General features: G+C 38.2%; 15 protein-coding genes and 4 tRNA genes. 7 read left to right on the forward strand and 12 right to left on the reverse strand.

Annotation, left to right across the window (positions count from 1 at the left end; genetic code table 11):
* Window positions 1–25: 25 nt before the first annotated feature.
* The 3 genes from V3I05_RS06115 to V3I05_RS06125 all read right to left on the reverse strand — a co-directional run bounded on the left by V3I05_RS06115 (window position 26) and on the right by V3I05_RS06125 (window position 1,186).
* Window positions 26–355, reverse strand: a complete 330-nt coding sequence (locus tag V3I05_RS06115; RefSeq protein ID WP_343352979.1) for a hypothetical protein — start codon at window positions 353–355, stop codon at window positions 26–28.
* Between the two features lie 311 nt (window positions 356–666).
* Window positions 667–1,074 carry a helix-turn-helix domain-containing protein gene (locus V3I05_RS06120; RefSeq protein ID WP_300447194.1) on the reverse strand — a complete coding sequence of 136 codons (408 nt, stop codon included), beginning with the start codon at window positions 1,072–1,074 and terminating at the stop codon, window positions 667–669.
* Complete coding sequence (locus V3I05_RS06125; protein WP_343352980.1) at window positions 1,052–1,186, reverse strand: hypothetical protein; 135 nt, start codon at window positions 1,184–1,186, stop codon at window positions 1,052–1,054. The genes V3I05_RS06120 and V3I05_RS06125 overlap by 23 nt, the downstream gene beginning before the upstream one ends.
* 27 nt (window positions 1,187–1,213) lie before the next feature.
* Here V3I05_RS06125 and V3I05_RS06130 point away from each other — a divergent pair, with 27 nt between their 5' ends.
* Entirely contained in the window at window positions 1,214–1,429 is a 216-nt protein-coding gene (locus V3I05_RS06130; protein ID WP_295698773.1) for a hypothetical protein, read from the forward strand.
* A gap of 83 nt (window positions 1,430–1,512) precedes the next feature.
* Here the strand turns inward: V3I05_RS06130 and V3I05_RS06135 are convergent, their stop codons facing one another.
* Both V3I05_RS06135 and ppk2 read right to left on the reverse strand, forming a co-directional pair.
* Complete coding sequence (locus V3I05_RS06135; RefSeq protein WP_300447192.1) at window positions 1,513–2,067, reverse strand: hypothetical protein; 555 nt, start codon at window positions 2,065–2,067, stop codon at window positions 1,513–1,515.
* 332 nt (window positions 2,068–2,399) lie between these two features.
* The gene (gene ppk2, locus V3I05_RS06140) at window positions 2,400–3,428 is read right to left on the reverse strand and encodes a polyphosphate kinase 2 (protein WP_295698769.1); all 1,029 of its coding nucleotides are present in this window, start codon (window positions 3,426–3,428) and stop codon (window positions 2,400–2,402) included.
* Window positions 3,429–3,539: 111 nt separating this feature from the next.
* Between ppk2 and V3I05_RS06145 the strand changes: the two genes are divergently transcribed.
* From V3I05_RS06145 to V3I05_RS06165, 5 genes are all read left to right on the forward strand, one after another.
* Window positions 3,540–4,058 (forward strand): CinA family protein, encoded by a 519-nt coding sequence (locus V3I05_RS06145; protein WP_300447190.1) that lies wholly within the window; start codon window positions 3,540–3,542, stop codon window positions 4,056–4,058.
* A 98-nt stretch (window positions 4,059–4,156) separates the two neighbouring features.
* A tRNA-Lys gene (locus V3I05_RS06150) sits at window positions 4,157–4,232 on the forward strand.
* 13 nt (window positions 4,233–4,245) lie between these two features.
* A tRNA-Glu gene (locus V3I05_RS06155) sits at window positions 4,246–4,320 on the forward strand.
* Window positions 4,321–4,357: 37 nt separating this feature from the next.
* Window positions 4,358–4,433 (forward strand) — tRNA-Val (locus V3I05_RS06160).
* Window positions 4,434–4,486: 53 nt separating this feature from the next.
* Window positions 4,487–4,563, forward strand: a tRNA-Asp gene (locus V3I05_RS06165).
* Window positions 4,564–4,913: 350 nt separating this feature from the next.
* Here V3I05_RS06165 and rpsU read toward each other — a convergent pair.
* Entirely contained in the window at window positions 4,914–5,126 is a 213-nt protein-coding gene (rpsU, locus tag V3I05_RS06170) for a 30S ribosomal protein S21 (protein WP_295698765.1), read from the reverse strand.
* 274 nt (window positions 5,127–5,400) lie between these two features.
* Here rpsU and V3I05_RS06175 point away from each other — a divergent pair, with 274 nt between their 5' ends.
* Window positions 5,401–6,438 (forward strand): cytochrome-c peroxidase, encoded by a 1,038-nt coding sequence (locus V3I05_RS06175; RefSeq protein ID WP_300449677.1) that lies wholly within the window; start codon window positions 5,401–5,403, stop codon window positions 6,436–6,438.
* Window positions 6,439–6,461: 23 nt separating this feature from the next.
* On the opposite strand, the gene V3I05_RS06180 is transcribed toward V3I05_RS06175, so the two are convergent.
* Genes V3I05_RS06180 through V3I05_RS06205 form a run of 6 tightly spaced genes read right to left on the reverse strand, consistent with a single transcriptional unit; the run spans window position 6,462 to window position 11,769 of the window.
* A complete protein-coding gene (locus V3I05_RS06180; RefSeq protein ID WP_300447744.1) occupies window positions 6,462–7,184 on the reverse strand; it encodes a tetratricopeptide repeat protein in 723 nt (240 codons plus the stop codon).
* Complete coding sequence (locus tag V3I05_RS06185) at window positions 7,184–8,167, reverse strand: tRNA dihydrouridine synthase (RefSeq protein WP_300447755.1); 984 nt, start codon at window positions 8,165–8,167, stop codon at window positions 7,184–7,186. The genes V3I05_RS06180 and V3I05_RS06185 overlap by 1 nt, the downstream gene beginning before the upstream one ends.
* Window positions 8,168–8,170: 3 nt before the next feature.
* Window positions 8,171–9,388 carry a carboxynorspermidine decarboxylase gene (gene nspC, locus V3I05_RS06190; RefSeq protein ID WP_295698955.1) on the reverse strand — a complete coding sequence of 406 codons (1,218 nt, stop codon included), beginning with the start codon at window positions 9,386–9,388 and terminating at the stop codon, window positions 8,171–8,173.
* Window position 9,389: 1 nt separating this feature from the next.
* Window positions 9,390–10,355 carry a chemotaxis protein gene (locus V3I05_RS06195; protein WP_300447741.1) on the reverse strand — a complete coding sequence of 322 codons (966 nt, stop codon included), beginning with the start codon at window positions 10,353–10,355 and terminating at the stop codon, window positions 9,390–9,392.
* Window positions 10,356–10,415: 60 nt separating this feature from the next.
* Window positions 10,416–11,144 (reverse strand): CDP-diacylglycerol--serine O-phosphatidyltransferase, encoded by a 729-nt coding sequence (gene pssA, locus V3I05_RS06200; protein WP_343352982.1) that lies wholly within the window; start codon window positions 11,142–11,144, stop codon window positions 10,416–10,418.
* Complete coding sequence (locus V3I05_RS06205) at window positions 11,134–11,769, reverse strand: phosphatidylserine decarboxylase (RefSeq protein ID WP_343352983.1); 636 nt, start codon at window positions 11,767–11,769, stop codon at window positions 11,134–11,136. The genes pssA and V3I05_RS06205 overlap by 11 nt, the downstream gene beginning before the upstream one ends.
* Window positions 11,770–11,775 lie beyond the last annotated feature (6 nt).

Raw genomic sequence — 11,775 nt, forward strand, 5'->3', positions numbered from 1 at the left:
GTTTTACCCGGATAAATCCTAAAAACTAAATCTGTTTTGTATATGTGAAAGATAAAGGCTGATGTTTTGCCAAGATAATAACACTCACATAATCTGCTGGAATATTATCACGTGTGTTCATTCCCATTAGCACATTTGCATTTTCATCAACTGATAAATGCACCATTTCCATTGCGTCATTAAGTGTATTCATCGGGCAATCAGGGTGCGTTTCAAAGTTTATTAACACACCTTTAGCCCCTTGCATAATACATTTACTAGATTCTATTGCCATACGCATTGCCTCAATGGCTGCGTTATCACCCGTGCCCTCACCAAAGCCAAAAAGTGTCGCACCTTGCCCGTCATCTAGCACAGCTTTTACATCACTCCCATCTACATTTACATCACCCTCATTTTGAGAGCTAAAAATATGTCCTAACCTCTCGTATATCTTAGCATTTTTCTCTCTTGCAACAGATTGTAAAAAATAACTAAAATTTTAGCATTCTGCCCTTAGCATATCCTTGTAAAGATATACATTTGATAATTGAGATCTACACAATTACTTTGATGAGTTTCTAAAGAGTGGCTTTATATGTTTGATTTTGCTTGTGATTGATGTGCGGCTTATTTTGCATTGGGTGATTGTAGGTAGATATAAGAAAGGTAGTGTGCTAAGAGATTTTATATCTTTTCGATAATGTGACTAAGCTCTAGTGTTTTTTGCTTGTAGCCAAGAAGCGTTTTTTCGAGGGTTTCAAGGGATTTAGGGGAGATGTATTCAAGAAGTTCGATAATATGATTATATTTATTATAAAGTGGATTACGCGCATAGATTTTGCGTAAGATCCTTAGAGAATCTGCGTTGCTAAAAAGCTCCTGCTCACTTACATTTAAGGCTTCAGCGATGAAGGGTATCATATCTGCTTTGAGTTCAATATTGCCATTAAGATAGGCATAAATGCTAGAAATCGTAGGTGTCTCACCTGTTTTACTCGCACGCACACCTAAATCAATGAGGCGATTAGCAAGCTCTTTTTTTCTAAGATTTTGCTCTTTAAGTAATTCATTAATTCTGTCTATGACTTTCATTGCACTCTTTATTGCAGGTTTGAAATATTTGAGATTCTAAATCGACGTATTTATGGAGTAAAAAGAGCGAGTATATACCAATGCCTATGATTTGCTTTTCCCTAATACACATACTTTGACACCTTACGTGTGGAATAAGATGCATAACAAGATGCTATTAGATAGGGTAGATTGCATATTAGCACAAGTAGATTCCATCACACTTGCTGAAGATGTGCTAAAAAGCTTTGTAGTGCTTGGCTTGTGTGAGAGGGCAGTGGGTATCCCACAAAGATTCTATGTATATTGTGCTAATGTGGCTTCAAGCACAGGCGAAAGATGGCGCATATTTACGTTGTATGTGTGCTTCGCTTAGAGTGTGGTTTCGCCCTGAAAGTCTTGTGAAGATACTGCTCTATATATGTAGTGTAGGGAGGATAAAGAGATAGATTCTAGGATTTATTTTTTTAGGCGTTTTTTAGAGGCTTGTAATGGTGTCTTTAGCACCAAAATATCATCTCCATATGATTCCATAAGCCAACCACTAAATGTATGGTATCCGTGTCTATTAAGGATAAGATCGGTGATATTAAGTTCTGTAAGAGCCTTAGGCTCATTGATTTTATTAGGAATGTTTTGTGTGATGTGTTCTAGGAGAAATTTTTCTTTTCTCTCTTTAAAGAGCACTGTAAGCATAGGAAGCCGCTTTGGATTATCCTTGTCAAAAAGATGAGTTTCTGGAGGAAGAGATAGCTCTTTTATATGTGGGTTAAATGGTGTATGGAGATAAAGCTGCACTAAGGTGTGGTTGGTGTTTTTAAACTTTGCATTGCTTGCGTTATTGAAATTGAGTTGTATTGAGGGTTTATTGCCAATAAGCCTTTTGGAATCATTTTTATATAAAATTGTGAATTGATCAATAGATGGTGTTATATCTGTATGATAGCCCCAATCTCTTGTATAAGCGATACTGATTAACGTAAAGAGTATAAAAGATAAAAGCCTTGGACACATTATTAATCCTTTTGCTCTATATTGCTGTATAAATTGTAGCAATTAAAACCTGAGAATATAATATTATGTATTGATATGAAGATATTAATTGCATTATATTTTTCTTTTTAGGCATAAAATGAGTTGGTAGAGATATGTTCAAATGCTTGAATTTTGCGCATTGTAAGGTATGCAGTAAGTGGTGATAGAGAGTAGGGAGTTATCTTCATAAAGGTGGCAAAATGTTTTTGGGATAATGCAAGATAATGTTAATCTTTAGAGTATTTATGCTTGATTACTGAAGTGCGGAGGTAAGCCTCATATTAATAAAGGCTTAAGGGAAGTTTTTTAGTTTAATTTTGTGTGCTTTTGGCTTTTTTGGCAAGCGTTTCTTCTGGTGTTGTAGGTTTAGCCCTGATTGTGGGTGTGCTAGGTTTTGACTTTTTGTCTTTTGTTGTACTTTCTTTGGCAGCTTTTTGTGCCTTTTTTTCTGCACGTTTGGCTTTTTTGCGCTCTTCAAGCTGTTTTTGAATCTCTTTTGTAGGATCAAGATGGGTGGATTGATATTGAGAATATGTCCATACAATGCTAGGATCAGGCAAAAGGCATACACTTGTTTGGTCTTTGCCCTCATAGTCAATTTTGCTTAGAATATCACGTGCGACATTAAGACGAGCGCGTTTTTTGTCATTGGTATTAACAATCGTCCAAGGGCAAACGTGCGTATGTGTGCGCGCAAACATCTTCTCAAACGCTTCTGTGTATTGCTCCCATAAATCTAAAGATTTGCTATCAATAGGGCTAAGTTTCCACATTCTAAGCGGGTCAGTTTTGCGGCGCAAAATTCTACGTTTTTGCTCTTCTCTCCCCACATCAAGGAAGTATTTAAAGATAATCATTCCGCTTGAAATAAGCATTTGCTCAAGATTTGATACCTGTGTAATAAATTCTTTGTATTGCTCCTGGGTGCAAAAGCCCATTACTTTTTCTACACCTGCGCGGTTATACCAGCTTCTATCATAAAAGACAATTTCCCCACCACTAGGTAAGGTGCTGATATAACGTTTAAAATACCACTCTGTTTTTTCTGCCTCTGTGGGCTTAGGCAGAGCAACAATTCTGCAGCTCCGCGGATTCATACGGCTTGTTAGGGCTTTTATCGTGCCGCCTTTACCAGCTGCATCTCGCCCTTCCATAATAATGGCAACTTTTTGATTAGTAGCTTTTACCCAATTTTGCAACTTTAAGAGTTCAATTTGTAACTTTGTGAGCTCGTGGATATAAAAATCCTCTTTCATACACCCATTTTTACGCTTATAGACATCTTTTATGTTCGCCTCATTTTCAGGTCTAATGACAATCTGCTTTTCTTGCTTTCCCATAATCCACCTCCTTTATGATGTTTTGAATATTTATTTTAAGATGAGATAGTGTAGTATTTTTTATAAAAAAAATGAAGCAAAAAGTAAGATTTACTCTCAAGGAGTTACCAAATGAAGCCAAAAGATAGCGATTTTACCATACAAATATGCCTAAAGGCGGCACTAGCAGAGGAATCTTTATATCTTTTATGCGCCAAAGGATATAAGATTGGTATCGCAGAGAGCTGCACAGGAGGACTTTTAAGCTATCATTTTACCGCACTTAGTGGGGCATCAAATGTGCTTGATGGGGCGATCATAAGCTATGCGAATACAATTAAATCTTCTTGGCTTGGTGTGAACCAAGAAGATTTGCAAATATATGGAGCAGTAAGTGAGCCTGTAGTGCGAGCGATGTGTGCGGGGATTCTTACACAAAGTGGAGCAGATGTAGCATTGGCTACAAGCGGTATTGCTGGTCCAAGTGGAGGAAGTGCGCAAAAACCTGTGGGTTGTGTATTTATCGGTGCACAGATAAAGGGCAGTGAGGCTGTGGTAATACGCTATCAATTTGATGGCGATAGATACGCAGTGCAATCTCAGAGCTGTACAAAAGCGCTTGAGATGTTAATAGCATTGCTTAAGGCTTGACAAAAAAGAGCAAACTCACTATAATTGCACTCTTTTTTTGTCAAGTTTTCACATTACTATTTTTTGTTTGTAAAAGTTAGATAAGGCAAAACAAATATGACCCGTTAGCTCAGTTGGTAGAGCAATTCCCTTTTAAGGAATGGGCCGTTGGTTCGAATCCAACACGGGTCACCACCAAAATAGAAGTGGCCCCTTCATCTAACGGTTAGGATACCACCCTTTCACGGTGGCTACAGGGGTTCGAATCCCCTAGGGGTCACCACTTTTGTTTTGATGCTTTCTGTTCTCTTTATACTAATGGTCGCTTAGCTCAGTTGGTAGAGCGCCACCCTTACAAGGTGGATGTCACAAGTTCGAGCCTTGTAGCGACCACCACTATTGTGATAATCCGCTTAAACAATATCGCGGGTTGTAGATTCTATAATTGTGGAGCGGTAGTTCAGCCGGTTAGAATACCTGCCTGTCACGCAGGGGGTCGCGGGTTCGAGCCCCGTCCGCTCCGCCACCCCATAAACAAATGTATCAAGCCCTAGCACCTTTATAAAATTTCCTTATATGGATTTAAAATATTCTCCCAAAAAGGCTTTCAGTTTCTATGGGTTTTGCTTTACCCATTAAGTAAACTCAACACTCGATTCTTTTGTTTCTTTTTTAAGGAGGGGAATAAGAGGTAGGATAAGCTACACTTGCACATTTAAGCCCCTCCAGTTATAGAAACAAAGACATAATAGGCTAGAGATTCTATTACCTCTAAAACAATTAGTTTGAAACTAATTGTGCGTTATTTTGTTAGGGTGGGGTAAGGGGGGGGGGTGTATCTAGCAATACAAAGGCTGCATTGCTAGTAGAGATTGCTTAGAGCTTAGACTCATATCGGCGAAGCATATAAAGTCTTTTAAGCATTTTTTTCTTCGCGTTAATCTTTTGCTTTTTGCGCTTTTCTGTTTTTGATTCAAAAAATCTACGGGCACGCACTTCTGTTACTACTAAATTGCGGTCAGTCTGTTTTTTGAACTTTCTGTAAGCTTCTTCAAAAGTCTCGCTTTCTCTTACTTTGATACCGGGCATAATTTCACCTGCTTTCTTTAAATTTTAAATTCAATGTAGGGTGATATTTTACTTAAAACTTTGTTTAAAAAACCTTAAAAGATGCGTTTTTGATTTGACTTTAAAATCTTATGTGAAGCTGTATTGCTCATAACAGATTTAGAATCTCATAATTTTGTAAAAATAATAATACAGATACACTAATAATTTTTTATATCTATTAATAATTTTTATCTATATTTAAACACAAAAATTTTATTCTTGCAACCCAAAACAACATTTAAAGGATTTTAAGATGAAAGTTACACTACTTAAGTTGCTTATGGCATCTTCATTGATGCTCGTATCTGTTCCGGCATTGTATGCCAAGACATTAATTGAAGAAGCAAAAAGTGCAGGATTAGCACCCTTGCCAAAGAATCAAAAAGAAATAGATAAATTTCTTAAAGAAAATAATGTTAAATCAAGTGCCTTTAGTGAAGCAAAAGCAGAGCTTGGAAAAAAACTCTATTTTGATCCACGACTTTCAAAAAGTGGTCTTATCTCTTGTAATACTTGCCATAATCTAGGATTAGGTGGTGCTGATGGGATTACCGCTGCTGTAGGGCATAAATGGAGCCCAAATCATCAGCATTTAAATTCCCCAACTGTATATAACTCTGTATTTAATACGATACAATTTTGGGATGGGCGCGCAGGAAACTTGATTGAACAAGCAAAGGGTCCTATTGAAAATGAAGTAGAAATGGCAACACCAGCAAATCTTGCCGTCAAGAAGATTGCTTCATTACCTGAATATGTGAATGCGTTTAAAAAGATTTATGGAAAAGTAAGTTTTGAAAATATTGCTGATGCGATTGCTAACTTTGAGCGCACATTGATTACGCCTTCTCCTTTTGATAAGTTTTTAGAGGGTGATGAGAAGGCTTTAAGTAAGGAGGCGCAAGCAGGATTGAAGCTTTTTATTGATAAGGGTTGCACCGCTTGCCATACTGGAGTGAATCTCGGCGGCTCAATGCAGCCTTTTGAAGTGACAGCAAAATATAAATTTGCGAAACTTGGAGGTTTTAAAGGAGATCAAAATGGTATGGTAAAAGCACCTACCCTAAGGAATGTAGCTGAAACTGCTCCATATTTCCACAATGGTGCGATTTGGTCGCTTAAAGATGCAATTAAGGAAATGGGAAGTATCCAGCTTGGCATTGCTATCACCGATCAAGAAGCCAAAAGTATTGAAGCATTCCTACATTCACTCACAGGTAAAAAACCTGAAGTGGTTTACCCCCAACTTCCTGCATCAAATGAGCAAACACCGAAGCCTGAACTCTACTAAAAAGCATAGCCCGCAAGGGCTGCTTACTTCAATTTATTCACATAATCACAGGCGAATTGATTTTCTAGCTTACACGCCCGATGGTAAAAATCCTTTGCCTTTGATAAATCCATCTGCACACTTAAACCTTGTTGATAGATTTCTGCACTCATTACACATGCATATAATCTTTGCTCATCGCAAGCTTTAGAATCTAGCTCTAATGCTTTATGGTTAAAAATTTGTGCCTTTGATAAGTCTTTTTTGGTATTTATTCCGTAAAAATAATATGAGCCGAGCATAAAACACGCATTTTCCATATCACGCTCACACATAATGTCTAAATACTCTAAGCCTTTTTGCACATCTTTTGGCACACCTCGCCCATCAATAAGAGCCACCGCCTGTATAGCACACCATTCTATTGCGCCCTCTCTACACGCTTCTATACTATTTTCATAGCCTAATTGATAATATTGTTGTGATTGTTTAAGTTCGTTTTGAGCATTTTTACTATTTTGAGATTTAATTTCATAATAGTTGCCTAGATATAAACACGCTCCGGGGTGCTTCTTATCACAAGCATTTTTAAGGAACTTACTTGCCTCATCGCCATTTTTTACCCACATTACCACGCCTTGATAAAATTCAGCATCAGCACTACGTATTTGCTCGAGCAATGGACTTTCTTGCATTTCTTTTTCCTCTGTCCAAACATTTGTCGCCACCATAAGCATTAAAAGGCAGCATTGAAAAATACTTTTCATTAACTTGTCCTTTTGTTGAGATGGATAAGTTGGGGGAAATCCTGCGATACCATTTGATGATGTGAAAAAAACTGCTCAATCTCAGCCCTTATCACATCTACATCATTCAGGCTATTGACAAGATGGCGAAACTCACTTGCGCCCTCGTGTCCCTTAGCATACGCGTGAAGATTCTTACGAAACATAATCGCCCCACGTTCCCCATAGAATTGTATCATTTTTTCAAAATGCTCCAAAACAAGCTCTTTTTTGACAATGGGGGGAATCTCCTGCGTGCTATGCTTAATCTGCCAAAATATCCAAGGCGTAGTAAGCGCGGCTCTACCTATCATCACACCATTTGCGCCTGTGTGGGCAAGCACCTCTTGTGCTTTTTGTGCGCTATCAATCTCACCATTAGCTATCACAGGCATAGGCACATTTTGCTTAATATGCGCGATAGCATCATAATCAATCCGCTCTTTTTTATACCCATCTGCTCGTGTGCGTCCGTGTATCACTACAAAATCAGCGGATATATCTTTGAGCGCTTGGGCAATTTCATTGGGAATCTTTTTATCAAAGCCTAGCCGCAGTTTAAGGCTTGTGTAGGGCGTTTTAGTACTCTCTTTGATAAGATTTGCTATTTTTACAAGCAAGTTTAAATTCTTAAGCAATCCGCTTCCATTGCCGTGATTGGCTACTTTTGGAGCGGGACAGCCACAATTTAAGTCAATAATATCAATGCCACTTTGAGTATTGAGAATCTCCACTGCTTTTTTTACAACCTCTATTTTTGAGCCAGAAATCTGCACGCTATAAGGCTGCTCCTCTGCAGATTTTTCAATCATTTTAAGAGTTCTTGCATTACTATACACAAGGGCGTGAGAGCTTATCATCTCACTTACCGTAATATCCACGCCAAAGCCTTTAATCACACTGCGGAAAGGTAAATCCGTGTATCCTGCAAGAGGGGCTAACATCAAAAGATTCTTAAACTCTATCATTTAATTTCTCTGCTTGTAGTCCATATAATCAAAGCTTTTAAGAAGCGTGTATGCGCCTTGTGGATTAATCACGCCAAGCGAGGGTAAAGGCACTCCATTAAAGGTATTGTTTTTCACAATAGTATAATGGAGCATATCTTCAAAAATCACTCTATCGCCTACACATAAGGACGTATCAAAGCTATAATCCCCTATCACATCACCTGCAAGGCAAGTAGGACCCCCAAAACGATAGCGATATGCTCCTACCTCCACGCCTTTATCGGCTTCAAAGCCATTTTGATGAGATAGCTTTGTTACATTGGGGCGATAAGGCATTTCAAGGCAATCAGGCATATGTGCTGCGGCGCTCACATCAAGTATGGCAATAGACATTTCATTTTGCACGATGTCTATGACTTCACCTAGTAAGAATCCTACATTCCAACCCACCGCTTCGCCGGGTTCTAAAAACACTTCTGTATGATATTTTGCCTTAAAATCCTTGATAAGCGATATAAGCAAATCACAATTATAGTCTTCGCGTGTGATATGATGTCCCCCGCCAAAATTAATCCATTTTTTACCCTCTATATAGCGTTGAAAATGCCTTTCAAAATGTGGCAATGTCCGCTTTAATGCACTGCTATCTTGCTCACAATGTGTATGAAAATGTAGCCCACTAATACCTTCTAATCCATGCTCTGCCACACCCCGCTCAAATGCTTGAGGTGTGATACCTAGACGTGAGCCTTTAATGCAGGGATTATAAATAGGTGGCTCTACCTCGCTATACAGAGGATTTACACGCAAACCCACTTCAATAGGAGGGAGATTTTGTGCTTGAAGGAGTTGATTTTTTGTATCAATAAGGGGTTTAAAGCTCTGCCATTGCGCAAAGGAGTTGAAAATAATATGTGTGGCATATTGCAGAATCTGTTCCATTTCTTTATGCTTATAGGCAGGGGAAAACACGCATATATCTTTACCTTGCTCTCTCCCTCCTATTTGCTCATAGCCTAATTGCGCCTCGTATAGCCCACTCGCAGTGCTACCGCTTAATGTATTTTTAAGCCTATCAAACACACGCCAAAACGCGTAGCCTTTGAGTGCGAGGAGTATCTTTGCACCGCTATGCTTTTGGATAGAATCTAATAAGGCAAGGTTTGCATTAAGCTTTTCTTCTTCAAGGATGTATGCCGGGGTAGAAATATGAAAAAGTGTCGAGGCAAGACGCATTTTACTTGAGGGCAAATCGTCTCACTGCGGCTTCAATCTCCACAGGATTGGACTTAGAGATAAACTCATCAGCATTGAGTGAGCGCGCCATATCCTCATTGCTACTTCCACTCATAGAGGAATTTACTACAATGGGCAAATGCGCTGTAGCAGGATTAGCTTTAACTTGTTTGATAACTTCAAAACCACTTGCTTCAGGCATTTCAAGGTCTGTGATAATCATACCTATTGAGCTTAAATCTGTGGTAGGGGCAAATAGATAATCAAGCAAATGTTTGCCATTGATAAAGTCGTGATGGACTACTCCAAGTTTATTAAGGATAAGCTGCATAGTGCGTAGCACGGTGGGGCTATCATCTGCGAGCAAAATACTCTTAGTTGTTTCTACTTGAGAGATTTTAGCAATGCCCTCTTCTTTGTCTTTCTCAATCCATGGAAATACATCAAGTAGCATTTTTTCAATATCCACTACTTGCACGAGACGTCCATCAAAATATCGTGTGCGGCTTACAAGCTTGCCATTATGTCCGCCACCGCCTACACCCACACCTTGCTCTATCTCTGTCCATTTTTTATTAAGGATTCTATCTGCTTCATAGATTCTTACACCAATAGTCCAACGTGAAAATTCACAGATCATAATAATGTCTTCTTCTCCGGGTTCTCTTTTCACTCCACAATTACGCAAATCTTTGCCCTTATTGTGAGTATCATAGAAAAACCATTTACGCATATCAATAAGTGGAATAGTTAATTCACGAATGGTGATAAGCCCTTCTACGAGACTATTATTCTCGTGTGTAACAACGGTCAATGCACCATTATATTTAATCACTTCACGAATCTTAAATACATTCACAGCATATAAATCTTTGCCTTTTTCTAAACGAAAGCAAAGGAGTTGTAACTCATTATTTTTGTGAAGACTTGTTACTTGGTCAATTTTTGCCATACTCGTTTTGGACATATTCACCCCTTTAAGATTCTAAAAATAGCCTAGTTTAACACAAAATCACTAAATATAAGTTTATGCACCGTTGCTTCTTTGGTTAGACTTTGTATGAAAGCGCATTTTCATTACAATAATAATCCGCCGCACAATACCATAGATGACATAGCTACTCATCAACACACATAAAGTTTCTTGCGGGCTAATATAGATAATGCCAAGCAGCAAAATAACAGCAATAAATGACTTAAAATTCCATTGTATTTTTTTAAAACTTGGATAACGGATATTGCTCACCATAAGAATACTTACAATAAAGCTTCCCCCTAGCATTAAATATTCATAATGGTATGTTTTAATGAAATCATATTTTAAATCAACAAGTATCCATAACATCACAATCACAGCTGCCGAAGGAATAGGCAAACCGATAAAAAAGTTTGGTTCAGAGATTGAAGTGATATTAAAACGTGCTAAACGCACAGCTCCAAATATAACAAATAATGCAGGAATGCTCGTGCCTAAACGTCCATAGTCTATACCTATATAAAAATAGAGTAAAAAAGCTGGGGCTACACCAAATGCTACCACATCAGCAAGAGAGTCAAACTCTACACCAAATTTACTCGCAGTATTAGTAAGTCGTGCTACTCTTCCATCAAGCCCATCTAAGATCATTGAGAGTAAAATCAGCCAGCAAGCCATCTCAAAATTTGCTTTTGATGCATAGACAACGCTTAATATGCCTAAAAAAATACTTCCAGCAGTAAAGAGATTAGGCAGAATAAAAAGTGGGTTAAACTTCATAAAAATACCCTATAACGCTTTGTAATGCCTTTACTCTATCACCTATGCTTACCTTAAGTTCTACTTCTGCGGCATTTAGCCCTTTTTGTTGAGGAATGTTAATGCGTGTCATACCAGCTTTCATAAAGCCTATGCGCTCACCTACATTTAAATCGCTAGAAGCAAAAATATGATGTGATGAGAAAAAAATAGGATAAAAATCTAGAGTGAATTTTCTGTCCTCCAAGCTTTGAAACGACATAGAGGCATTGAGCAGATTTGTTTTATCTTTAGCGCAGCACGTAAGGCTTAATCCCCTTTTTTCCTGACATTCTCCTTTGACTACATCGTATGGAGCGCGTATTACACCCACATCAATGAAGCGAGTTTCAATAAGAATGTTTATTTCTCCTTCAATGGATTGAATATCTCTTATAATCCCATCGACGGGGGAGGTAAAAGCATTGCTTTCGTTAATATTTGGGATTCTCTCTGGATTGCGAAACATAATAAGCCACAGCACAAGGAGGACAAATAACACAAAAGCACATAGATTCCAATCAAACCATAGTGTAAGCAAAAACGCTCCAAGCAATACTAATGCACCTATCCAGCCTTGTTTTGCAATGATTTGTGTGGTTGTCATAATGTC

Source organism: Helicobacter mastomyrinus, assembly GCF_039555295.1.
In the GTDB taxonomy this organism is placed as follows: domain Bacteria; phylum Campylobacterota; class Campylobacteria; order Campylobacterales; family Helicobacteraceae; genus Helicobacter_C; species Helicobacter_C mastomyrinus.

Bases quoted from the DNA above. Each gene is read 5' to 3' on its own strand.
- V3I05_RS06120 (WP_300447194.1), bottom strand. From the start codon at position 1,074: ATGAAAGTCATAGACAGAATTAATGAATTACTTAAAGAGCAAAATCTT.
- V3I05_RS06125 (WP_343352980.1), bottom strand. From the start codon at position 1,186: ATGTGTATTAGGGAAAAGCAAATCATAGGCATTGGTATATACTCGCTC.
- V3I05_RS06130 (WP_295698773.1), top strand. From the start codon at position 1,214: ATGCATAACAAGATGCTATTAGATAGGGTAGATTGCATATTAGCACAA.
- V3I05_RS06135 (WP_300447192.1), bottom strand. From the start codon at position 2,067: ATGTGTCCAAGGCTTTTATCTTTTATACTCTTTACGTTAATCAGTATC.
- ppk2 (WP_295698769.1), bottom strand. From the start codon at position 3,428: ATGGGAAAGCAAGAAAAGCAGATTGTCATTAGACCTGAAAATGAGGCG.
- V3I05_RS06145 (WP_300447190.1), top strand. From the start codon at position 3,540: ATGAAGCCAAAAGATAGCGATTTTACCATACAAATATGCCTAAAGGCG.
- rpsU (WP_295698765.1), bottom strand. From the start codon at position 5,126: ATGCCCGGTATCAAAGTAAGAGAAAGCGAGACTTTTGAAGAAGCTTAC.
- V3I05_RS06175 (WP_300449677.1), top strand. From the start codon at position 5,401: ATGAAAGTTACACTACTTAAGTTGCTTATGGCATCTTCATTGATGCTC.
- V3I05_RS06180 (WP_300447744.1), bottom strand. From the start codon at position 7,184: ATGAAAAGTATTTTTCAATGCTGCCTTTTAATGCTTATGGTGGCGACA.
- nspC (WP_295698955.1), bottom strand. From the start codon at position 9,388: ATGCGTCTTGCCTCGACACTTTTTCATATTTCTACCCCGGCATACATC.
- V3I05_RS06195 (WP_300447741.1), bottom strand. From the start codon at position 10,355: ATGTCCAAAACGAGTATGGCAAAAATTGACCAAGTAACAAGTCTTCAC.
- pssA (WP_343352982.1), bottom strand. From the start codon at position 11,144: ATGAAGTTTAACCCACTTTTTATTCTGCCTAATCTCTTTACTGCTGGA.
- V3I05_RS06205 (WP_343352983.1), bottom strand. From the start codon at position 11,769: ATGACAACCACACAAATCATTGCAAAACAAGGCTGGATAGGTGCATTA.